Source organism: Salinisphaera orenii subsp. orenii MK-B5 (genome assembly GCF_003788635.1).
Classification (GTDB): Bacteria; Pseudomonadota; Gammaproteobacteria; order Nevskiales; family Salinisphaeraceae; genus Salinisphaera; species Salinisphaera orenii.
In genome coordinates this window covers 40,741-63,251 of record NZ_AYKH01000040.1, presented here as the reverse complement: position 1 = coordinate 63,251, position 22,511 = coordinate 40,741, and the positions used below count along the sequence as shown (strand labels likewise).

The following is a 22,511-nucleotide window of genomic DNA, read 5'->3' as shown; positions in this document are numbered from 1 at the left end:
GCGCCGAGGCGGGCCTTTCGAATCGACGATCGTCGTCGAACGCGCTACATGGACTCTTCATCGGCGCCCGCAGCGCCGGCGGTCGCATTGGCCCGCAGACCCTCGATCGTCTTGTCCCCGATGCCGTTGACGTCATCCAGCGCATCGACCGATTCGAAATCGCCGTTTTCTTCACGATACCGGATGATCGCATCGGCCTTGCTGGGCCCGATGCCCGTGAGTTCCGTGAGCTTGTCGGCCCCCGCCGTGTTGATGTTCACCTCGGCCAGTGCGGCGCCGGCATAAATGCCGGCGAGCAGGGCCAGCGCAGTGATCAGTGCCTTCATTTTTCGTCTCCCTTTTATTGCAGGAGATGAAAGATTAGGGAGCCGGTTAAGACCGTACAAGACCGGCGGGACCAATAATTTCTTTAGGCCGAGACGATAATTTTACTTAAAAATCACAAAATAGCCTTAATTATTAAAACTGCATATTGCATCGTAAAATTACGTTTCCGCTTGGCGAACGCGCGCATCGCCGCACGGTCGGCGGAATAGCCCCAATCAGGGCAGACCCAGGCAACCCGACCACGGGCGAGCAACTCTATGTTGCTGAATACAATACCGAGATTCGGTACGCCGCTGCCCCGGGCCCAAAAACGCCCGACACTAAGACAAAAGTCTTAGAGTGAATTTCGTTGACAGTATGCGACGGGGTCGATAACTTCGTCGAAGCAAAATAAAATTTCATTTTGCTATGCAAAATACAAACACCCGCTGAGGAGATTGCGATGCGCATTCTTACTGCCCTGCTCGCGTGCTCCGCACTCGCGGTGGGCGCCACCAACGCTCACGCCGCCGAAGACGTGACGCTACCCGACACTCTCGCGATGACCGCCTACGGCACCGGCTCGGCCGGGTACACGCAGATGGTATCCATCGGCAACCTCCTGCAGAACGAGTATGGCACCTCGGTCCGCATTCTGCCCGGCGAGAACGATGTCTCACGCATGACGCCGCTGCGCGTGGGCCGCGTCCCGCTGTGCGCCTGCGGCATCGCGAGCTACTACGGATTCGAAGGCGTGATGATGTTCGCCGGCCGCGACTGGGGTCCGCAGCCGATCCGCGTGATCGCGACGTCCACCGCCAGCTTCGGGCTCGGTGTGGCGGTCGCCGGCGACGTCGATGTGGAGACGCCCGCCGACCTGGAAGGCAAGCGCGTGGCCTACATCCGCGGCGACGACGCGCTCAACAAGGGCACGGAAGCCTTTCTCGCCTTCGGCGGCCTGACCTGGGACGACGTCGAGCGCGTCAACTATCCCGGCTACGGTCGCTCGTTCGACGGCATCATCGCCAATCAGGCCGACGCCTCGTTCACCATGAGCGTAGCGCCGCCCGCCCAGCAGCTGGCTGCCAGCCCGCGCGGGATCGTCTGGCCGCGACTGGACCCCGAGAACGAGGAAGGCTGGAAGCGGCTCAAGGCCGTCGCGCCCTATTTCCAGCCCCACGAAGCCACGGCCGCCGCCGGCGACTACGGCAAGGACAACCCCTGGGTTGGCGCCAGCTACCCCTATCCGATCCTGATCGGCAACGATCGGCTCGACGATGAAACCGCGCGCAGCCTGATCAAGGTGCTGATCGAGGACTTCGACAAGTACAAGGACGCCGCACCGGGCAACGCCGGCTATGCGCTGGACAACCAGAACATGGAATGGGTGATCCCCTTCCACGATGCGGTGGTCGAGTACTACAAGGAGATCGGCCACTGGACCGACGAGATGCAGCAGCACCAGGACATGCTGGTCAAGCGCCAGAACGTGCTGATGGACGCCTGGAAGGAATACAAGGCCGGCGACACGCCGAGCGACGACGAGGCGTTCAAGCAAGGCTGGATGGAAGCACGCGCCGAGGCCCTGAAGGCCGAGGACATGGACGTGGTCTTCGAATAGCCATCACCACCGGCGGTCCAGAGCGCACGGCGCGTTACGCGCGCCGTGCGCGTTTCGTTTCTGACCGCGGCCCGCGGGCCGCCCCACCCCTGACAGGTTGTCCATGACTACGAATGCGCCCGTTGAGGAACGCGACAAGGCCGAGGTATCCGGCATACGACCGCTGGCCGGTGCCTGGGCCTGGCTGCCGCGGCTGGCCGCCCTGGCGCTCACCTTGATCACGCTCGACTATCTGCTGAACCTCGGCTTCCTGTCGGTGATCACCTCCGTGGAGAGCCAGTTCTTCTATACGGTGGTCGCCCTCATGCTGCCGCTGGCCTATGTGCTCTGGCCCGCATGGGGGGCCACCGAGCGCACGAGCCCGCCGTGGTACGACGTGATTCTGTTTCTCGTGGCGGTGGGTACCTGCGGCTTCTTCGTCTACCACGCGACCGCGATCGTGGACTACGGCTGGGAATATGCCGCCCCCGGCTATGCCACCGTCATGAGCTTCGTGTTCTGGGCGGTGGTGCTCGAGGCCACCCGGCGCGCCGGCGGTCTGCCGATCGCGATCATCGTCGGCCTGGCCAGCATCTATCCGATCTTCGCCGACATGATGCCCGGGCCGATCCAGGGCTTCCCGTCGAGCTGGAGCCAGACCGCCATCTACCACGCCATGAGCCGCGAGAGCATCATGGGCATCCCGCTACAGGCGTTCGCCAACCTGGTGATCGGCTTTCTGCTGTTCGGCGTGGCGCTGCAGAAGACCGGCGGCGGCAAGTTCTTCATCAACCTGGCCTTCGCCCTGCTCGGCCACGTTCGCGGCGGGCCGGCCAAGGTATCGATCTTCTCCAGCGGCCTGATGGGCTCGATGAGCGGCAGCGTGATCACCAACGTGCTCACCACCGGCGTGCTCTCCATCCCGGCGATGCGGCGTGTCGGCATCGGCAAGTCCTATGCCGCCGGCGTCGAGGCCTGTGCGTCGACCGGCGGCGTGCTCATGCCGCCGGTGATGGGCGCGACGGCCTTCATCATGGCCAGCTTTCTCAACATCCCCTACAGCGAGATCGCGCTCGCGGCCGTGGTGCCGTCGGTGCTGTATTTCGCCGGCCTGTTCATCCAGATCGACGCCTATGCCGCGCGTCACGACCTGCGCGGGCTGCCTCAGGAGGATCTGCCATCCCTCAAGCAGACGCTCAAGGAAGGCTGGTACTTCATCTTCGTGTTCGTCCTGCTGATCTGGATGCTGTTCGTGCTGCGCCGGGAGGCGATCGCCCCGTTCTACGCGATCGCCCTGCTGCTGATCATCAACCAGGTGCTGCCGTATCAGCGCTGGGGCTGGGCCGAGGTCAAGGATTTCTTCTTCGCCTCCGCCAAGCTGTTCTCGGAGCTGATCTCCATACTCTGCGGCGTGGGCCTGCTGATCGGTGCCCTGTCGGTGACCGGCCTGTCCGGCACAATCGCCAACGATCTGATCTATCTGGCCGGCGGCAGTACGCTGGTGCTCCTCCTGATGGGTGCAGCCACGAGCTTCGTGCTCGGCATCGGCATGACGGTGACCGCTGCCTACATCTTCCTCGCCGTGGCGCTGGCACCGGCGCTGATCAACGGCGGCGGCCTGAACGCGCTCTCGGTGCATCTGTTCATCCTCTACTGGGGCATGCTCAGCTACATCACGCCGCCGGTCGCCCTCGGCGCCTTCGCAGCGGCCACCGTGGCCGGCGCACGGCCCATGGCCACCGGCTTTCAGGCCATGCGCCTGGGCAGCGTGATCTACTTCATCCCCTTCCTGTTCGTGCTCAACCCGGCGCTGATCCTCCAGGGCAGCCCGGTCGAGATCGCGATCATCTTCACCGAGGCCATGATCGGCGTGCTGCTCATCGCGGGTTCCATGCAGGGCTATCTGCCGGGGATCGGCAACCTCTGTCTCAACCGCGTGCTGGAGTGGCCGATCCGGCTGGGCCTGATCGTGGCCGGACTCGCGCTGGCGATCCCCGGCGGCGGCCCGGTGCCGCTGGCCCAGACCCAGCTCTGGAGCATCGCAGCCGTGCTCGGTCTGCCGGCGCTGGCGTTCGTGGTCTGGTCCAACCGCGGCCGTCGTGCCGGCGCGGCCGCCTAGGCGGGAGCCACCTCAGTCGGCGTCGTCGACGTATTCCGCGTCGACGATCTCCCAGCGTCGTTCCAGACCGCTGCTGGCGTCGCAGCCCAGCGGCGCCGGATCGGCGCCGGGGGCCAGCCGCTTGACGCTCTCGCCCTGGCTGCGGGTCTGGCCCAGATAGCTGACCAGGGTGACGCGGATGACGCGCTGCGGATGCGTGTTCGCGATGCGCCGAAGCTCGGCGCGGTGATACATGCACTCGCTGGCGAACTGATTGCTGAATTCGAGATGGTCGCGCGCCGCGTCGCCGCCGGACTCGCGGCGGCCGGAGGCCTCGGGCCCCTCGGCGTTCTCCCCGCCGCCCACCTGGCTGCCGGTCTTCGAATCCGCGGTCGCTTCCGCGCCACTCACGATCGGCGCCGCGCCCGCGATGGCGAGGGCCAGAGTACCCAAGAGACAGCCGCGAACGACGCGCCTACCGCCGTCCAGGCGCCCGGCCATCGCCGGGCGGCCCGTCACTCGCCTGCATCGCATAGACCCTCCACGTGCACGGCCGCGCTCGCGGCGAGTGCATCCAGGGCGTAACCGCCCTCCAGTGTGCTCACCACGCGTCCGTCGCAGTGGCGATCGGCCGCTTCACAGATGCGTTCGGTCACCCAGGCGAAATCCTCGGCCTCGAGCTGCAGGTCGGCCAGCGGGTCCGAGCGGTGGGCATCGAAACCCGCCGACACGAAGATCATCTCGGGGCGGAAGGCATCCAGCGCCGGCAGCCAGTCGCGCTCGATCGCCCGCCGGAACACCTGACCGCCGGTCCCGGGGCGCAGCGGCGTCTTGATGAGGCGCCCGGGAATCGAGGTGTCCGAGGTGAACGGAAACAGCGGATTCTGGTAGCTCGAGCAGAACAGCACCCGCGGCTCGTCGGTGAACACGTCTTCGGTGCCGTTGCCGTGGTGGACATCGAAATCCAGAATCGCCACGCGCGACAGACCGTGCACCGCCAGCGCATGGGCCGCGCCCACCGCAATGCTGTCGAACAGGCAGAAGCCCATCGCCCGGTCGCGCTCGGCGTGGTGGCCGGGCGGGCGAACCGCACAGAAGGCATTGGCGACCTCGCCCGCCATGACGGCGTCGGCGGCATCGATCACCGCACCGGCCGCGTGCCGGGCCGCCGACAGGCTGTAGGCGTTCATGGCGGTATCGCCGTCGAGTCGACGCATACCACTGTCCGGAGCAGCCGCGACGATACCGTCCACGTAAGCGTCCGTATGAACGCGGCGGATGGCCTCGAACGGCGCCGGTTCGGGCACGCGCCGCTGCACCCGTTGATCGACGCCGACGACACCGAGACCCTTCTCGACGGCCTCGAGCCGGCCGGGCGATTCCGGATGCCCGCCGCCCATGTCGTGGCGGGCGCAGTCCTCGTGACTGAAATACGCGGTGGTCATGCAGCAGAGTCCGATGGGGCGAGGCCGGCGACGGGCGCCGACCTCGCGGATAACATTCGTTGCATCGAACACTACGGCCTGCGGGATTGCAACACTCGGCCCGTGTCGAGCCCGACAACGCCGCTTTCCCGGTCATCGACAAAAAAAAAAGCGCCGCCCCGGAACGAGGCGACGCCCTTGCGCACTAGCGCACGCCAGCGATCAACGCGCCGCCACGATCCGATCGACCGGATTCTGCTCACCGGCATCGCGGCCATAGAGTTCCGCGTAATTGGCCTGCATCCAGGCGCCCAGATCGCTCGCATCGTCCTCGCCGAGCAGGGCCGCGAGCGAATCGATGTTCTCGCCGCCACCGGTGGCGGCTTCGCGCTTGAGCGCCACCGCCTGGGTGTCGGCGAAATCGTGGGCCTGGGCGAAGTCGTCGTCGTCCACGTTCTTGCCCACGATGTAGGCGGTGGTGCCGGCCGTGCTGGCCGTGGTGATGAGATCATCGTTATCGGCGAACGCCCCGCTCGAGAGGCAGAGGCCGACCAGGGCGGCACCAGCGATCGTGACGCGGCGGGTCTGGCGAATCATGGGATATGTCATCGGGTTGGTCCTTGTACGTTGGCTTGACGCGCCCGCGAAGGTCGACTCGGGCGCGATGCACGAGATTCAAGTGTCGCCCACGCGGATGAATCGATGCTGAATCATCGGCCGGGCCCTCAGCCTCACTGATAGATCCGGCTGCCGCCCTCGCGGAACTCCTCGGCCTTTTCCTCCATGCCCGCCTCGATCGCGTCCTCGACGGTGTGGATCCCGCGATCGTGGGCGAACTCGCGCACTTCCTGAGAGATGCGCATGGAACAGAACTTGGGCCCGCACATGCTGCAGAAGTGGGCGACCTTGGCGCTGTCCTTGGGCAGGGTCTCGTCGTGGAAGCCGCGCGCCTTCATGGGGTCGAGGCCGAGGTTGAACTGGTCTTCCCAGCGGAACTCGAAGCGCGCCTTGGACAAGGCGTTGTCGCGGATCTGTGCGCCGGGATGGCCCTTGGCCAGATCGGCCGCGTGCGCGGCGATCTTGTAGGTGATGATGCCCTCGCGCACGTCGTCCTTGTTGGGCAGGCCGAGATGCTCCTTGGGCGTGACATAACAGAGCATGGCGGTGCCATACCAGCCGATCTGGGCCGCGCCGATGCCGGAGGTGATGTGGTCGTAGCCGGGCGCGATATCGGTGGTCAGCGGGCCCAGCGTATAGAACGGCGCTTCGTGACAATCTTCCAGCTCGGCTTCCATGTTCTCCTTGATGCGCTGCATCGGCACATGGCCGGGCCCCTCGATCATCACCTGCACATCGTGTGCCCAGGCGATCTTGGTGAGCTCGCCTAGGGTGCGCAGCTCGGCCATCTGGGCTTCGTCGTTGGCATCGGCGATACAGCCCGGGCGCAGCCCGTCGCCCAGCGAAAAGGCCACGTCGTAGGCCTTCATGATCTCGCAGATATCCTCGAAATGGGTATAGAGGAAAGACTCGGTGTGATGCGCCAGACACCACTTGGCCATGATCGAGCCGCCGCGGGAGACGATGCCGGTGATGCGGTTCACGGTCATCGGCACGTACGGCAGGCGCACGCCGGCATGGATCGTGAAATAGTCCACGCCCTGCTCGGCCTGTTCGATCAGCGTGTCGCGAAACATCTCCCAGGTGAGGTCCTCGGCCTTGCCGTCGACCTTTTCCAGCGCCTGGTAGATCGGCACCGTGCCCACCGGCACCGGCGCGTTGCGGATGATCCACTCGCGGGTCTCGTGGATATGCTTGCCTGTACTGAGATCCATGATCGTGTCGCCGCCCCAGCGCGCCGCCCAGACCATCTTCTCGACCTCCTCGGCGATCGAGGACGTCACCGCCGAGGTGCCCATATTGGCGTTGATCTTCACCCGGAAATTACGGCCGATGATCATCGGCTCGGATTCCGGGTGATTGACGTTATTGGGGATGATCGCGCGCCCGGCGGCGATCTCGTCACGCACGAATTCGGGCGTCACGCGCTCGGGAATGTTCGCGCCGAAGCCTTCGCCGGGGTGACGGCGCAACAGGCGCGAATCGCGGATCTCGTCGATCCGCGCGTTCTCGCGAATGGCGACGAACTCCATCTCCGGGGTGACGATGCCCTGGCGGGCATAGTGCATCTGGCTGAGGTTGGCCCCGGCCTTGGCACGCAGCGGCTTGGGCGGCTCGGGAAAACGCAGATGGGTCAGCGCGTTGTCGGCATGGCGTTCGCGCCCGAACTCGGACGAGAAATCGGCCAGCCGCTCGGTATCGCCGCGCTCGGCGATCCAGGCCGCGCGCAGCGCCGGCAGGCCCGCCCGCAGGTCGATGGCCGCGGCCGGGTCGGTATACGGCCCGGAACAGTCGTAGATCGTGATCGGCGGGTTCTTCTCCACGCCGAAGGTCGCCGGCGTGTTGCTCTGGGCGACTTCTCGCATGGGTACGCGAATATCGTCGCGCGATCCCCCCACGTGAATCTTGGAGGAATTGGGAAACGGCTCGCGCATCTCGTCGGCCAGACGCGCTGACACCGCAAGATCCTTGGGCACGGCACTCATAGCAGCCCTCGCATGCAGGGAAGATAGTCGAGCAATCTAACAACGCCCCGGTTGCAATACAAAGCGGCAATGCGCGACGCGCCACCGCGCCGCACGTCCTGCTAGGCGTCGGTAATCAGGCTTTCGCTGTCGACGACCCCCGCCCCCGCGGCGCGCATGGCCTCGATCGCGGCGTCGGTATCGCCGGCCTGCATATCGACGCCGCGGGTGCCGTCGCGCACGAGCGTCACGCCGAAGCCTTCGGCCAGCGCATCCATGACGGTGAATTTCACACAGACATCCGCGGCCAGCCCGACTACCACCACGTGCTCGACGCCCCGGGCGTGCAGATGCCCGGTCAGGCCGGTGGCCTGGCGGTGGCCGTTGTCGTGGAAGGCGGAATAGCTGTCGATGCGAGGGTCGGTACCTTTCCGGACGACGTGGTCGATGCCGGCCACGTCGAGCGCCGAGGCGAAGCTCGCCCCGGACGAACCCTGCACGCAGTGCACCGGCCACAGGATCTGCTCCAGACCGTCGAGTTCGGTGACCTGAAAGGGATCGAAGCCGGCGTGCTCGGCGGCGAAGGACAGATGATGCGGCGGATGCCAGTCCTGGCTGGCGACCACGTGCTCGAAACACGGCATCAGCCGATTGGCCACCGGCACCACGGCGTCGCCGTCGGCGACGGCCAGCGCGCCGCCGGGCAGGAAATCGTTCTGGATGTCGACCAGCAGCAGTGCCTTCATGTCAGACCTCCCGCGCTTCGGACTCGGGTGCTGCGGCCGCGCCGCGCTCGATGCGCTCGCGCAGCCAGGCGTGCAGCGCATTCGTGGATTCGTCGAGATAACGATCGACCAGCACCGGATAATCCGGCCGCGCGCGGAAGGCGGCGAACTCGCCACGCGCGTGCCCCCGCACCGCGGCCAGCACCGGGGCCTCGGCCACGCGCGCACCGCCCTCGAGCGCCGGCTGCAGCAGATCGCGATGCGGCGCATCGGGATCGAAGGCCCGGGCGCCGTCCGCCGTGTCCCCGGCCCAGGCCGTCTCCGGCGCGGCTTCGTCGAACAGCAGATCCGCGACCGGCGCGCCCTCCTCGTCGAGAAAACGGCGCACCTGGTGCACGCCGGGCCGGGTGAGCTTGCCGGGCGTATCCGACAGCTTCATGCGATAGGACCAGCGGCCGTCGTCGTTGCGGATCGCGGCGAGTTTGTAGACACCGTCCAGCGCGGCGTCCGGCTGGGCCGTGGTCAGCTGCGTGCCGACCCCCCAGAGCACGATCGGCGCGCCGCGTGCACGCAGATCGGCGATGACCCGCTCGTCGAGACTGGAACTGGCCGCGATGCGGGTCGATTCGAAACCCGCCGCATCGAGCATGCGTCGCGCGGTGCGCGAGAGTTCGGCGAGATCGCCCGAGTCCAGCCGGATGCCGGCCATCTCGTGGCCCGCGGCGCGCAGCCGGCGGCCCGCGCGGATGGCGTTTTCCACCCCCTGCACGGTGTCATAGGTGTCGACCAGGAAGATGCAGTTGTCGGGCAGCGCGTCGGCGTAGGCGTCGAAGGCGTCGATTTCGTCGTCGAAGGCCATGACCCAGCCGTGGGCGTGGGTCCCCGACACCGGGATGCCGAACAGCTGCCCGGCGAGCACGTTCGAGGTGCCCGCACAGCCGCCGATGTAGGCCGCGCGCGAGGCCGATACGCCGCCGTCGATGCCCTGGGCCTTCCGAAGTCCGAAATCCAGCACCGGGTCGTCGCCGGCGGCGTGGGCGATACGCGCGGCCTTGGTGGCGACCAGGGTCGGAAAGTTCATCAGGTTCAGCAGCACGGTCTCGAGCAGCTGCGCCTGCAGGATCGGCCCGCGCACGCGCAGCATCGGCTGGTGCGCGAACACCGCGGTGCCTTCCGGTACGGCATCGATGTCGACGCTGAAGCGCAGATCGGCCAGATAGTCGAGAAAACCGCGGGCGAACAGCGGATTGCCGGCCGTGTCCTCGAGCGTGGCGAGATAATCGATGTCGGCGGCCTCGAAGCGCATGCGCTCGACGTAGTCGAGCACCGTCTCCACGCCGCAGGCGATGGCGAAGCCGTTGTCGAACGGCGCGTCGCGAAAGAACAGATGGAAGACCGCCTCGCGCTCGTGGCCGCCGTTGTGCCAGTGCGCATAGGCCATCGTCAGTTGATAGAGATCGGTCAGCAGCGCCGGTGCGCGGCCATAGAGTTGCCCCAGGAAGGCCATAGGCTGATCGTGCACGAATGGTCCGACGACAGTGCGAGCGTTGGTGCGCGCTTTCAACTCGTGGCCGACGGGCATAGGCTCGCCGCATCGCAGGTCGCCCTTTTTCGCCCACAGCGCCGGCCGCGGCCACAATCATCGGACGTGTCGATGGCAGAACAACCCGAGCGGCCCGACCCTGCGCGCGACCGACGGCGCGCGTCGAAGCCCCGCAAACCGCCGACCTGGCGCCAGCGGATGGTCATGCGCGTGGCCGCCTGGGCCTGCATCGTCCTGGTGTGGGTGTACCGGCTGACCTGCCGCATCGAGGTCGTGCACGGCGCCGAACACGTCCGGGCCACGCTCGAGGGCGGTCGCCCGGTGGTGCCCTGCGGCTGGCACCAGCGCATCGTGCCCAGCGGGCTGTTCCTGCGCACGCTGATTCCGCGCGGTCTGCGGCTGGGTTTCCTCATCAGCCCGTCGCGCGAGGGCGAATTCCTGTCCCGGGTGGCGCTGGCCCACGGCGCGACCACCATCCGCGGCTCATCGAGCCGTACCGGCCAGGCCGCGATGCAGGCGCTGGTGCAGGCGATCGGCGAGGGTATTTCCCCGACCATGTACGGCGACGGCCCGCGGGGGCCGGCTGGCGTGTTCAAGGTCGGGGCGGCCATACTGGCGAGTCGTTCCGGCGCGCCGCTGTTTCTGGTCGGCTGCGCCGCTGATCGCTACTGGCAGTTGAAGTCCTGGGACAGCGGCCATATCCCCAAGCCGTTCGCGCGACTCACCGTCGCCGTGGGCGAACCCTGGTCGATCGGCGCGTTGACGGACGACGCGCACGCCGATCGCATCGCCCGGGAGATCGGCGAACGCCTGGACACACTCAACGAACTCGCCGAGGCGGCCCAGACAGGACACGGTTGACGCACAGGTGACAGACGACGATTCGGCAACGCCTCTTACGGGCTGGACACGCTTCTGGATGCCGCTGGCCGTGCCGCTGCTGCGGCTGGCCGCGCGCCTGCTGCGGGCGAGCTGGCGCATCGAGCACGTGGCCGGCGAGACCCACCTGTCGGCGCTACTCGACGAACAGCGGGCGTTTTTGCCCTGCTGCTGGCACCAGCGGCTGACCGGCTGCGTGAGCTATCTGCTCGAAGCCCGGGCCCGCGGGCTGCGCCCCGGCTTTCTCGTCTCGCCCTCGCGGGACGGCGAGCTCACCGCCCGTCTGGTCACCGGCCTGGGGGCGACGGTGGTGCGCGGATCGGCGACCCGCACCGGCGCGCGGGCACTTCGGGCGCTCTACGTGACCCTGCGCGAGGGTATTTCGCCGATCATCCACCCGGACGGCCCGCACGGACCGGCGAACCGGGTGAAAAGCGGCACCGTGATGCTCGCGCAGATGACACGCGCCCCGCTGCTGCCGCTGGCCTTCTCCGCCGATCGCTACTGGCAGCTGAAATCCTGGGACCGGGTCATCATCCCCAAGCCGTTCGCGCGGGTGACGCTCGTCATCGGCGCGCCGCAGTCGATCGCCCGCGGCGAGGACCTGGAAAGCCGCGCGGCCGCACTCGGCGACCAACTGGACACGCTCAGCGCCGAAGCCGATCGCATGGCGGGCGCGGACCCGATACCGGGCCGTCGCGGCCGAAAGCGCGACGAGGGCTAGGCTCTGTAGACGCTTCATACGAGCGCTTTGGTTTCCAACGGCAAACCGTGTCCCGCAAGGCGGGAGCCGCCGTCGCTGGGCGTTCCACGGCCCAGGCTCGTAACGCCGTCGGGCGCTCTAATCGCTCTTTCATGGAGGGCCGAACCCCTCGGGACAAGCGCCCGTAAAATCAACGATACGACGGCAATCCAGCATTGTAGCGCGCCGTTGCAGAATGACTGCGCGGCGCGCACTACGCCGCGTCCTGCCGCCCATGGTCGATTTTTCAGGAAGCGATTGGCGTGGACGCGTACGAAACGCCAACAGACCTGAGAAGCGCGTTTCGGCGCCGCTCAGGCCACGCGCTCGCGCTCCAGAAACGCGGCCAGATCGTTGATCGTCGGATAGTCGAACAGATCGGTCATGTCCAGCCGGTCCGGCCAGCGGGCCTCGATGCCTTCGTGGATCTGGGCCAGCTCCAGCGACGACAGGCCGATCTCGAACAGATCGTCGTCGTAGCCGATGCGCTTGTTCGGCGCGACCTCGTCGCAGATCGCCTTGAGATCCGCGGCGACGTCGCCGCCATCGCCGATTTCGTCGTCATCGGCCGCCGCGGGCTGCATCAGCGCGTCCAATTCCGCGGCCACGTCTGCGAACGCGCCGTCGGCATAATCGCGGGCGAGCAGCGATCGCTGCAGCTTGCCGCTGGTGGTCTTGGGCATGTGCGCGACCGGCAGCACGCGGGCGACCGCCAGCCCGGTGTGGTGGTTGATAACGGCCGCGATCTCGCGCGCCATCGACACGAAATCCGCGAGATGGCCGCGAAAGACCACGAACAGCACCAGTTCGTCGGCATCGCCGCCGGGCGGGCGCACGCCGGCCGCGGCGATCTTGTTGAGTTCCACGCCCGCCGCGGCCTGGGCGACGTTCTCGAGATCCTGCGGATAGTGGTTCTGGCCGTTGACGAAGATGATCTCTTTCGCCCGGCCCGTGATCAGCAGATTCCCGTCGTGGGTGAAGCCGAGATCGCCGGTGTCGAGCCAGCCGTCGCCCATCAGCGCGGCCTCGTTGGCCGCGGCGTTGCGGTGGTACCCGGCGGTGACGTTGTCGCCGCGGATCCACACCCGGCCGACGACGTCGTCAGCCAGGGCCTGGCCCTCGGCATCGGCGATGCGCAGCTGCGTGCCCGCCACCGGGCGGCCGAGATCGACCAGCTCGATGGCCTGATCGGAATCGTCGAAACGCACGGCGTCGCCCACGCCGAGCTCGCCGCGCGCCACGCGGCGCGTGCGCAGCCCGGCACCGGCCGGCGGGAAGGTCGCCGCCAGGCTGGCCTCGGCCAGCCCGTAGACCGGGAACATGGTGCCGGCCGCCAGCCCCGTCGGCGCCAGCGTGTCGAGAAACTCGCGCACCAGCGGCGCGGCGATCGGCTCGGCGCCGTTGTAGATCAGGCGCACCGCCGAGAGATCGACGTCGGGCCGGCCCCGCGCGGCGATCGCCCGCAGCGTGTGGCGATAACCGAAGTTCGGGGAGCACAGCAGCGTGGCCCGTTTCTCCGCGGCCTTGTCAAGCCACAGCAGCGGCCGGCGGGCGAACAGGTCCGTTGCCATCAGATGATGATCGAAGCCGTTGCAGACCAGCGTGAGGTGAAAGCCGATCAGGCCCATGTCGTGGGTCAGCGGCATCCAGGACACGGCCACCTCGCGCGCGCCGAAGCGCGAGCCCTCGCTGATGGCACGGATGTTGGCGAGCACGTTGGCGTGGCTGAGCACCACCCCCTTGGGATCGCCGGTGGAGCCGGAGGAGAACTGGATGAAGGCGGTGTCGTCGGGCCCCGGCGTGGCCCGCACCGCCTCGCGTTCCACGGCGGAGGGCTCGTCGGACACCGCGTTGTCGGCCAGGCGCGCGCCCGCATCGGCCTGTCCACGCGCCTCGAAGTAGGCGCGCAGACGCGCCATGTGGCGGGCGCCGGCGACCACCCGCGGCTCGTCCAGATGGGCCCAGACCCGGGCCAGTTTCTCCAAGTGCACCTCCGAGGCACCGGCCGCGATGGGCACCGGCACCAGCCCGCCGTAGATGGCGGCCCAGAAGAACTGCAGGAAATGCAGATTATCGTCGACGAACAGCACGAGCGGATCGCCGGGCTGCGCACCGCGCGCCTGGAGCACGGCCAGCAGCCGCAGCGCGGCCCGCGACAACAGGCCGTAGCTGACGCGGCGCTCGTCGTTGGCGCCGTCGATGAAACCGATTTCGCCGGAGCCGTCGATCTGCGCGTCCAGCGCCTCGGCAAGGGTATGGAATGAAGGCATAGAAAGATCGTGAACTGCTTATCTCTGGGTCAATTGTAAATAAATTCCGGCCGCGGGCCGCAGGTTGATGCGCGATTCCATCGCCGGGGGCGCCTCGCCGGCGTAGCGCGGCGTGAAGCGCCGCAGCATGACCGCCAGATGCATCCCCATCTCCGTGCGCGCCATGTGCTCGCCCACGCAGCGGCGTGGCCCGGCGGCAAAGGGCACGAACGCGAACCGGTGGCCCGGCTCGTCGCCGCGCGCGAAGCGCGCCGGGTCGAAGCGCTCGGGATCGCGCCAGTGGGCATCGTGCCAATGGAGCACATAGGGGCTGATGAACACCTGCGACCCGGCCGGCAGCCGATGCGCGCCGAGATCCGTGTCCACGCGGGCGCGACGCGACAGCAGCCAGCCGGGCGGATACAGCCGCAGCGTTTCGTCGATGACACGACCGATGAACGGCAGATCGGCCCCGGGCCCATGAGTCCCCAACGCCGCCTCATCGACGGCCTCCGCCTCGACCCGGGCCCGCGCGCAGACATCCTCGTGGGTGGCGATGAGATACCACGCCCAGGCGAGCAGGCTCGCGGTGGTCTCGTGGCCGGCGACGATCAGGGTCATGACCTTGTCGATGAGCGCCCGCGTGCTCATCGACGCGCCCGTCCGGCTGCGCGCGGCCAGCATATGGCCGAGAAAATCGAACGCCGGCCGCGGTGCGGCCCGGCGCCGCTCGACGACGGCCGCGACCACCCCGGTCAGGCGATGGAAGCGCGCCGCGAAGCGCAGATCGCGTTCGGGCGCCTCGGTCAGCAGGGCGAAGGGATTGCCATGGGCGGCCACGAGCGCCGCGTAATCGCGCCCGAAGATCGACTTGAGCACGATCACCAGCGTCAGCTCGCTGATATGCGCGGCCACGTCCACGGCCGCGCCGCCTGTAGCTGCAGCGGCCCAGCGCTCGGCGAGCGCACGGTTCTCGGCCAGCATCATGGCGTTGAAATCGGCCAGGGCCCGGGGCCGGAACGCCGGCTGCATCAGACGCCGCTGGCGGGCCCAGAAGGCGCCTTCGCTGACCATGATGCCCTCGCCCAGCAGCAGCCGCACGCGATCCAGGCCCCGGCCCTTCTCGTAGTCCGCCCCGCGCTGCACGAGCACCAGCCGGACCAGGCGCGGATCGTGTACGACCCAGTGGTCCGGCCCGCCGCGCGTGTCGGGCACGCGATACACCGCCCCGTACTCGCCATGCCAGCGACACAGCATGCGCCGGGTCTCGTCGTCCGGCGCGATCGGGAACGCGGTCCGCGGCCCGGCGAGACCGACCGGCGCCGACGTTTCGGATAGGCTGCTCGCCATGTGGCACGACCCCGCGCCGATCGGGCGGGTCCGGCCCACGGGCCTGCCACCGACGTTCGGCATATCAAGATTCCGCTATGCATGTACTATACACCATAATAGATGCATCCAGCAGCGATCGAGTGGATGGATTTGGCGCCCGCGCCGACCTCCCGCCGGCATACCGCGGGCGCCTCGATCGCATGCGCAGCATCGAGGCCCGCCGGCGCACGCTCGCCGGCCTCTGGCTGCTGGATCACGGGCTGCGCGCCCGCGGCTTTGACGACGGCGCGCTCGCGCGGCTCGGCTTCAGCGCGGACGGCCGGCCGGAGATCGACGGCGGGCCGCCGTTCAACATCTCCCACAGCGAGGCATTGGTCGCCTGCGCCATCGCCCCGGAAGGCGCCGCGATCGGCCTGGACGTCGAAGCGCGACGACCGCGCTCGCCGACACGCCTGGCCCGACTGCTGAGCGGTGACGAACGGGCGATCGCGCTGGCCGACCCGCCGCGGTTCTTCGACTACTGGTGCGCGCGTGAGGCCACCGTCAAGGCCAGCGGCCGGGTCGGACTGGCGCGCATCAAGGCGCTGACGCTCCACGCCGATCACGCCCGGCTGGACGGCCTCGACTGGCCGCTGCGGCGACTGGAACTGGCGGCCGGCTATGCCGCCTGCCTGGCCAGCGACCGGCCCATCGGCGACATCGACCTGGTCCCCCTTTGATAGCCGGACGATCCGGGCGGCCCGCTGCGCGCCTCGGCGCGCGATCGGTCGAGGCGGCTACCAAAAACCGGACCACCAATCGGCCCATGTTGCGTCCCGACCCGGCAGCCGAGGCTCGGATTCACCCGCCCGCGCCGGAGGACGCCCCGCGCGGCGTCTCGTTCGTGGAGCAAAAGCGCCCGGTCGCGCGCTGGCTCGTGCGCGGCTAACCGACCGGCAGCCGATCGCGCATGAGGAAGTACAGGCCCGCGTAGATCTTGGGGTCGACCCGTATGCCCTCGGCCTCGCGCGCGGCGAGCCAGGCCTCGATCTGCGCCAGCGGCACCTCGTGCGGCGTGATCCGCTCGCTGTCGTCGCCGCCCCCGGCGTCGATGCGGGTCAGGTCGTGCGCGCGGTAGAAGGCCATGGTCTCGTTGGCCAGACCGGCGCTCGGCGGGCCGGCGCAGAGGAAGGTCAGCCGGCCCGGACGATGGCCCGTCTCCTCTTCCAGCTCGCGCGCAGCCGCGATTTCGAGCGCTTCGTCCTCTTCCCCGACGATGTCGCCGACCAGCCCCGCCGGCAGCTCCAGCACCGGCCCGCCGATCGGCACCCGCGGCTGCTCGACCAGCAACAGGGCGTCGTCATCGGTGACCGCGACGATGATCACCGCCGCCCGCGCGTTGGCGCGCTCGACGTATTCCCAGTTGTCGCGGCGTTTCAGGCGCAGGAACTCGCCGTCGTGAAGGATGGTGTCGGCGGGCATGATCCGGCTCGCATGGCTGACTGACCGCGCGATTCTAGCGGCTCCCGTGCGCGCCTGCCGAGCGTGGCCTCAGGCCGCGCGCAGTGTGCGGACAGGCCCTTCGGCGACGAGATCGTCCCAGTGGACGATCTCGAAGCGGCCGTCGTCGTGCTCGACGAGCGCGCTGCAGGACTCCACCCAGTCGCCGGCGTTACAGTAGGTCACACCCTCGATGGTCTTGATCTCGGGGTGATGGATGTGGCCGCAGACGATGCCGTCGAAACCGCGACGCCGGCACTCGTGGGCGACCGCCTTCTCGAACTCGCCGATGAAATTCACCGCCGACTTGACCTTGTGCTTGGCGTAGGCCGACAGCGACCAGTACGGATAACCCAGCCGGGCGCGCACGCTGTTGAAGTGCCGGTTGACCCGCAGCAGCGTGACGTAGGCCACGTCGCCGATGCGCGCGACCCAGCGGTGATAGCGTGTGACCACGTCGAACAGATCGCCGTGGATCACGAAGAAGCGGCGGTCGTCGGCGGTGACGTGCACCACGTCGTTGACCACGTGGATGTTGCCCATGCGCAGTTCGTAGTCCACGAACTTGCGCAGGAAGTCGTCATGGTTGCCGGTCACGTAGTAGACCTGGGTGCCGCGCTTGGACAGGGTCAGGATCCGCCGGATCACGTTCGTGTGCGCCTGCGGCCAGAAGAAGGTCGACTTGAGTCGCCAGCCGTCGACGATGTCGCCGACCAGGTACAGTCGATCGCAGCGGCAGTGCTTGAGAAAGGCCGCCAGCTTCTCCGCCTGGCTGCCGGCGGTGCCCAGATGGGCATCGGAAACGAACACGCTGCGATAGCGCCGGGTGGCGTTCGGCTGGTCCGGATTCGCGGTCATGGCGTGGCCCTGGCTCGCATGGTGAGATCAGCATGACCGGGCCAGATCACGGCCGCGTGACACTGCGATGACGAAACGATGACGGCCGTGAAGCCGGCGCGCCGGCAGGGCTTTTTGCTAAGCTTGCCGCGCCTGGACGGCCTGCGGGGGCGGGCCGTCGTCACCAGCCTCGGCCAGGCCTCAACCGGACAGGGAGCATGAGCCGGACAGCGCATCGCATTCTCATCGTCGGCGGCGGCGGGCGCGAGCACGCCCTCGCCTGGAAGATCGCGCAATCACCGCGCGTGGACCGCGTCTGTGTCGCGCCGGGCAACGCCGGTACTGCAGGTATGGCCGGGGTGAGCAACATCGCCATCGATGCGGCCGACGTGTCGGGCCTGCGCGATTTCGCCCGCGACAACGACATCTCGCTCACGATCGTCGGTCCGGAGGCGCCGCTGGCCGCCGGCATCGTGGATGCGTTCGAGGCCGCGGGTCTGGCCTGCTTCGGACCGCACCGCGGCGCCGCGCAGCTCGAGGCCAGCAAGGCCTTCTCCAAGGATTTTCTCGCCCGCCATGCGATCCCGACCGCGGACTACGCCGTGTTCACGGACTACGCCGCGGCCGAACGCCACATCCGCGCGGCGGGCGCGCCGATCGTGATCAAGGCCGACGGCCTGGCCGCCGGCAAGGGCGTGCATCTGGCCACGAGCGTGGACGAGGCACTGACCGCCGCCCGCGCGATGCTCGAGGACAGCACCCTGGGCGAATCCGGCGCCCGCATCGTCGCCGAGAGCTTTCTCGTCGGCGAGGAGGCCAGCTTCATCGCGCTGGTCGACGGCGAACACATCCTGCCGCTGGCCAGCTCCCAGGACCACAAGACGGCCTTCGACGGCGACACCGGCCCCAACACCGGCGGCATGGGCGCCTACTCCCCGGCCCCGGTGATGACCCCGGCCATCACCGAGCGCGTCATGGCCGAGGTCATCCGGCCGACGGTCGCCGGCATGGCCGCCGACGGCCACGCCTTCAAGGGCTTTCTCTACGCCGGCCTGATGATCGACGACCGGGGCGATCCTCGCGTGCTCGAATTCAACGTGCGCCTGGGCGATCCCGAGACCCAGCCCATTCTCATGCGCCTGGACAGCGATCTCGTCGACCTCGTCGAGGCGGCGCTGGCCGGGCGCCTCGACCAGGTCGAGGCACGCTGGCGCGACGAGGCCGCGGTGGGCGTCGTGGTGGCCGCGGGCGGCTACCCGGGCCCGTATGACAAGGACGACGTGATCGAGGGCCTCGCCGAGGCCGAGGCGACCGGTGCCCAGGTCTTCCACGCGGGCACGCGGCTCGACGACGATGGCCGGGTGCGCACCGCCGGCGGGCGCGTGCTCTGCGTGTGCGCGCTGGGCGCCGACGTTGCCACGGCCCAGGCGCGCGCCTATGCTGGCGTGAAAAAAATAAGCTGGCGCGGCGCGATCTATCGCCGCGACATCGGCCATCGGGCGATCGACCGCGACCGCTGACCCCGAACCGGGCCGCAGACTCCGCCCGCCCCGACTCGACCACGCCACCGACTCCAGGATGATACGAATGCGACCGCCCCGTCTCCGTTTTCTCGTTTCCGGCCTGTTCGTTCTCGCGCTGATGCCGGGCCTGCTGACACCGGCCCTGGCGGACGGTGACGAGACGATCTATGGCTGGGTCGAGAACGCCCGCATCGAGCCCTGGGGCGTGGAGGCGAAGGCCAAGCTCGACACCGGCGCGCTCACCTCGTCGCTGCATGCGACCGATATCGAACGTTTCGAGCGCGACGGCGAGACCTGGGTGCGTTTCACCACGCGGATCGAAGACCAGCGTGACGAGGACATGGCCGAGCGCGAGTTCGAACGCCCGCTGTTCCGCCGTCTCCGGGTCACCGGCGCCGGCGGCAGCGATGAGCGCCCGGTGGTGCTGCTGCGAATCTGCATGAACGACACGATCTACGAGGAGCAGTTCTCGCTGCGCGATCGCGGCGAGATGATCTATCCGATGCTGCTGGGCCGGCGCACCATCGAACACCTGGGCCTGGTCGACGTCAGCGAGACCTTTCTGAGCGAGCCGAGCTGCGACGACGACTCCGAATTCGTCGCGCAGGACGAAGACGACGACGCCTAGACAGCCGCGGCGCCCGGCGTGAAGAATCTGCATGTCAAGCTGCTCGCGCTCGCGCTCGTCGCCTGCGGGCTGGGCCTGTGCTACTACAAGGTTCATCGGCTCGGCGTGCCGCTCGCGCCCGACAGCCAGGCTCAGGTGTGGACGGTCGAAGCGACGCTGCGTTTCGACGGCACCGGACGCGCCGCCAAGATCGGCCTCGACATTCCCAACGAGCCGCCGGGCTTTTCCATTCTCGACGAGAATTTCATCTCCTCGGGCTTCGGCCTGTCGACGGAGGCGGACGGCGCCAACCGCAGCGCACAGTGGGCGGCACGCAACCTGAGCGGCGAACAGACGTTGTATTACCGCCTCGTGCTGACCGAGGACCCCGAGGCGCATCGCGAGCGCACGACGCCCGTACCGCGCTACCCCGAGGTGCCGCAGTACACCGACCCGGAGCGCGCCGCCGTGTTCGCCCTGCTCGACAACGTGCGTTCCCGCTCGGCCGACACGCCCTCGTTCACGCAGGAGCTGCTCAGGCGCTTCAACGACCCGACGCCGGATACCGAGGTGGAGGTCCTTCGCAACGAGTCGGCCGACGAGACCGCCCAGGTCCGCCAGCTTCAGTACGTCCTGGCCGGCGCCCGCATCCCGACGCGCATCGCGCACGTGCTGCGTCTCAGCGAGAGCATGCGCCACGGCACCCTCGAGCCCTGGCTCGAGGTCTACAACGGCGAACGCTGGCTGGCGTTCAATCCGCGTAACGGCCACGCAGGCTTCCCGGATGACGCGCTGGTCTGGCACGTGGGGGATGCGCCGCTGACGCGCCTGGAGGGAGCGAACGACGCGCGCGTCGAGTTCTCGGCCACCCGCTCTTCCCGCGACGTCATGGGGCTGGCCCAGCAGCGCGCCCGCCTGATCGATTCCGACGTTCTCGAATACTCGCTGCTCGCCCTGCCGATCGCCACCCAGAACGTCTACAAGGTACTGCTCACGGTGCCGCTCGGCGCGCTGGTGGTGGTGATCCTGCGCAACTTCATCGGTCTGCGGACGTTCGGCACCTTCATGCCGGTGCTGATCGCGCTGGCCTTCCGCGAGACCGAACTGATCTGGGGCAGCATCCTGTTCACGATCATCGTCACGCTGGGGCTGCTCGTGCGTTTCTATCTGGAGCGACTCAAGCTGCTGCTGGTCCCGCGGCTGGCCTCGATGCTCACGATCGTCATCCTGATCATGGCCGGTGTCTCCGTGCTCGCCCATCGGCTGGGCATGGAGCACGGACTGTCGATCGCGCTGTTTCCGATGGTGATCCTGGCGATGACGATCGAGCGGATGTCGATCATGTGGGACGAAAGCGGCCCCCGGGACGCCATCATGTCGGGGCTGGGCAGCCTCGCGGTCGCGGCCGTGGGCTTCGTGGTGATGACGCATCCGCTGGCCGAGTATCTGACCTTCGTCTTCCCCGAGCTGCTGCTGGTCGTGCTCGCGCTCACGCTGCTGGCCGGCCGCTACACCGGCTACCGCCTGTCCGAGCTGTGGCGTTTCCGGGCGTCGGCGAAGGCGATCGCCCGGCAGCGCTGATGACGACCCTGGGGCGACGCCTGCGTGCGCGGCTGCGCCTGATGCGGCACAGTCCGCCGCTGCGCATGCCGTCGACGCTGCGCGCGCTGGGCATTCTCGGCATGAACGAGCGCAACGGCGACTACATCGGCATCTACAACGACCGCCGCCACTATCCGCTGGTCGACGACAAGCTCAAGACCAAGGAGCTGGCGCTGGCCGCCGGCATCGCCACGCCGGAGCTCTACGGCGTGGTGGAGATCGAGCACCAGGTGCGCGAGCTGGACCGGATCCTCGACGGCCGGCGCGAATTCGTGATCAAGCCGGCCCAGGGCTCGGGCGGCAACGGCATCATGGTGATCGCCGACCGGCGCGGCGTGAACTTCCTGCGCGCCTCGGGCGCGAGCGTGACGCGCAGCGAGCTGGAGCACTTCATCTCCAACGCGCTTTCGGGCATGTACAGCCTGGGCGGGCTGCCGGACAAGGCGATCATCGAATACCGGGTCAAACCGCATGCGGTGTTCGACGCGGTCAGCTATCAGGGCGTGCCCGACATCCGCACCATCGTCTTCCGCGGCGTACCGGTCGCGAGCATGGTCCGCCTGCCGACGCGTCAGTCCGACGGCAAGGCCAATCTGCATCAGGGCGCGATCGGCGCCGGCATCGATCTGGCCAGCGGCCGGACCGTGGACGGGGTGTGGTTCAACAACGTGCTGGACGCGCATCCCGATTCGGGCAATCGCGTTCGCGGCATCCAGGTCCCGGACTGGGACGAACTGCTCACGCTCGCCGCCCGCTCCTACGACCTGACCCGGCTCGGCTATCTGGGCGTGGACGTGGTGCTGGACCGCGACCACGGCCCGCTGGTGCTCGAGTACAACGCGCGCCCGGGGCTCAACATCCAGCTCGCCAACCAGATGGGTCTGCTCTCGCGGCTGAAACAGATCCGGGCACTGGCCCAAGTGCCGGACGACGCGGCCGCGCGCGTCGCCCTCGGCCAGCAGCTGTTCGGCGGCTGAGCGCCG

General features: G+C 68.1%; 20 protein-coding genes. 9 read left to right on the top strand and 11 right to left on the bottom strand.

The features are described from left to right. Positions 1-44: 44 nt before the first annotated feature. Positions 45-326: a ComEA family DNA-binding protein gene (locus tag SAOR_RS13260; RefSeq protein ID WP_123631856.1), complete on the bottom strand. Its 282-nt coding sequence runs from the start codon at positions 324-326 to the stop codon at positions 45-47. A gap of 443 nt (positions 327-769) precedes the next feature. Here SAOR_RS13260 and SAOR_RS13255 point away from each other — a divergent pair, with 443 nt between their 5' ends. Together SAOR_RS13255 and SAOR_RS13250 are read left to right on the top strand one after the other, a co-directional pair. Next, a complete protein-coding gene (locus tag SAOR_RS13255) occupies positions 770-1,927 on the top strand; it encodes a TAXI family TRAP transporter solute-binding subunit (RefSeq protein ID WP_123631855.1) in 1,158 nt (385 codons plus the stop codon). A gap of 103 nt (positions 1,928-2,030) precedes the next feature. After that, complete coding sequence (locus SAOR_RS13250) at positions 2,031-4,025, top strand: TRAP transporter permease (RefSeq protein WP_123631854.1); 1,995 nt, start codon at positions 2,031-2,033, stop codon at positions 4,023-4,025. Between the two features lie 12 nt (positions 4,026-4,037). Here SAOR_RS13250 and SAOR_RS13245 read toward each other — a convergent pair whose 3' ends face one another. The 6 genes from SAOR_RS13245 to SAOR_RS13220 all read right to left on the bottom strand — a co-directional run bounded on the left by SAOR_RS13245 (position 4,038) and on the right by SAOR_RS13220 (position 10,257). After that, positions 4,038-4,457, bottom strand: a complete 420-nt coding sequence (locus tag SAOR_RS13245; RefSeq protein ID WP_123631853.1) for a hypothetical protein — start codon at positions 4,455-4,457, stop codon at positions 4,038-4,040. 62 nt (positions 4,458-4,519) lie between these two features. After that, a complete protein-coding gene (locus tag SAOR_RS13240) occupies positions 4,520-5,449 on the bottom strand; it encodes a histone deacetylase family protein (protein ID WP_123631852.1) in 930 nt (309 codons plus the stop codon). Between the two features lie 201 nt (positions 5,450-5,650). Further along, the gene (locus SAOR_RS13235; protein ID WP_123631851.1) at positions 5,651-6,037 is read right to left on the bottom strand and encodes a DUF3015 family protein; all 387 of its coding nucleotides are present in this window, start codon (positions 6,035-6,037) and stop codon (positions 5,651-5,653) included. A gap of 122 nt (positions 6,038-6,159) precedes the next feature. Next, positions 6,160-8,031, bottom strand: coding sequence for a phosphomethylpyrimidine synthase ThiC (gene thiC, locus SAOR_RS13230; protein WP_123631850.1), 1,872 nt, complete (start codon positions 8,029-8,031; stop codon positions 6,160-6,162). A 101-nt stretch (positions 8,032-8,132) separates the two neighbouring features. Further along, positions 8,133-8,756 carry a bifunctional nicotinamidase/pyrazinamidase gene (pncA, locus tag SAOR_RS13225; RefSeq protein ID WP_123631849.1) on the bottom strand — a complete coding sequence of 208 codons (624 nt, stop codon included), beginning with the start codon at positions 8,754-8,756 and terminating at the stop codon, positions 8,133-8,135. Between the two features lies 1 nt (position 8,757). Continuing rightward, complete coding sequence (locus SAOR_RS13220; RefSeq protein ID WP_245965477.1) at positions 8,758-10,257, bottom strand: nicotinate phosphoribosyltransferase; 1,500 nt, start codon at positions 10,255-10,257, stop codon at positions 8,758-8,760. Positions 10,258-10,389: 132 nt separating this feature from the next. On the opposite strand from SAOR_RS13220, the gene SAOR_RS13215 reads away from it, so the two are divergent. Both SAOR_RS13215 and SAOR_RS13210 read left to right on the top strand, forming a co-directional pair. After that, positions 10,390-11,139 (top strand): lysophospholipid acyltransferase family protein, encoded by a 750-nt coding sequence (locus SAOR_RS13215; protein ID WP_185015686.1) that lies wholly within the window; start codon positions 10,390-10,392, stop codon positions 11,137-11,139. Between the two features lie 7 nt (positions 11,140-11,146). Further along, positions 11,147-11,881, top strand: coding sequence for a lysophospholipid acyltransferase family protein (locus SAOR_RS13210; RefSeq protein WP_123631846.1), 735 nt, complete (start codon positions 11,147-11,149; stop codon positions 11,879-11,881). A 332-nt stretch (positions 11,882-12,213) separates the two neighbouring features. On the opposite strand, the gene SAOR_RS13205 is transcribed toward SAOR_RS13210, so the two are convergent. Continuing rightward, positions 12,214-14,169, bottom strand: coding sequence for a non-ribosomal peptide synthetase (locus tag SAOR_RS13205; protein ID WP_123631845.1), 1,956 nt, complete (start codon positions 14,167-14,169; stop codon positions 12,214-12,216). 18 nt (positions 14,170-14,187) lie between these two features. Continuing rightward, positions 14,188-15,498 carry a cytochrome P450 gene (locus tag SAOR_RS13200; RefSeq protein ID WP_185015685.1) on the bottom strand — a complete coding sequence of 437 codons (1,311 nt, stop codon included), beginning with the start codon at positions 15,496-15,498 and terminating at the stop codon, positions 14,188-14,190. Between the two features lie 182 nt (positions 15,499-15,680). Here SAOR_RS13200 and SAOR_RS13195 point away from each other — a divergent pair, with 182 nt between their 5' ends. Continuing rightward, a complete protein-coding gene (locus SAOR_RS13195; RefSeq protein ID WP_185015684.1) occupies positions 15,681-16,199 on the top strand; it encodes a 4'-phosphopantetheinyl transferase family protein in 519 nt (172 codons plus the stop codon). 205 nt (positions 16,200-16,404) lie between these two features. Here the strand turns inward: SAOR_RS13195 and SAOR_RS13190 are convergent, their stop codons facing one another. Both SAOR_RS13190 and SAOR_RS13185 read right to left on the bottom strand, forming a co-directional pair. Next, positions 16,405-16,941, bottom strand: coding sequence for an NUDIX hydrolase (locus tag SAOR_RS13190; protein ID WP_123631842.1), 537 nt, complete (start codon positions 16,939-16,941; stop codon positions 16,405-16,407). 69 nt (positions 16,942-17,010) lie between these two features. After that, a complete protein-coding gene (locus tag SAOR_RS13185) occupies positions 17,011-17,817 on the bottom strand; it encodes a UDP-2,3-diacylglucosamine diphosphatase (protein ID WP_123631841.1) in 807 nt (268 codons plus the stop codon). 197 nt (positions 17,818-18,014) lie between these two features. Between SAOR_RS13185 and purD the strand changes: the two genes are divergently transcribed. The 4 genes from purD to SAOR_RS13165 all read left to right on the top strand — a co-directional run bounded on the left by purD (position 18,015) and on the right by SAOR_RS13165 (position 22,505). Then, positions 18,015-19,316, top strand: a complete 1,302-nt coding sequence (gene purD, locus SAOR_RS13180; protein WP_123631840.1) for a phosphoribosylamine--glycine ligase — start codon at positions 18,015-18,017, stop codon at positions 19,314-19,316. 67 nt (positions 19,317-19,383) lie between these two features. Beyond that, on the top strand, positions 19,384-19,947 hold the full coding sequence (gene rloA3, locus SAOR_RS13175) for a retropepsin-like aspartic peptidase RloA3 (RefSeq protein WP_123631839.1): 564 nt from the start codon (positions 19,384-19,386) through the stop codon (positions 19,945-19,947). An 18-nt stretch (positions 19,948-19,965) separates the two neighbouring features. Then, positions 19,966-21,507, top strand: a complete 1,542-nt coding sequence (locus tag SAOR_RS13170; RefSeq protein ID WP_123631838.1) for an inactive transglutaminase family protein — start codon at positions 19,966-19,968, stop codon at positions 21,505-21,507. 41 nt (positions 21,508-21,548) lie between these two features. Further along, on the top strand, positions 21,549-22,505 hold the full coding sequence (locus tag SAOR_RS13165; protein ID WP_342782593.1) for an alpha-L-glutamate ligase-like protein: 957 nt from the start codon (positions 21,549-21,551) through the stop codon (positions 22,503-22,505). Positions 22,506-22,511 lie beyond the last annotated feature (6 nt).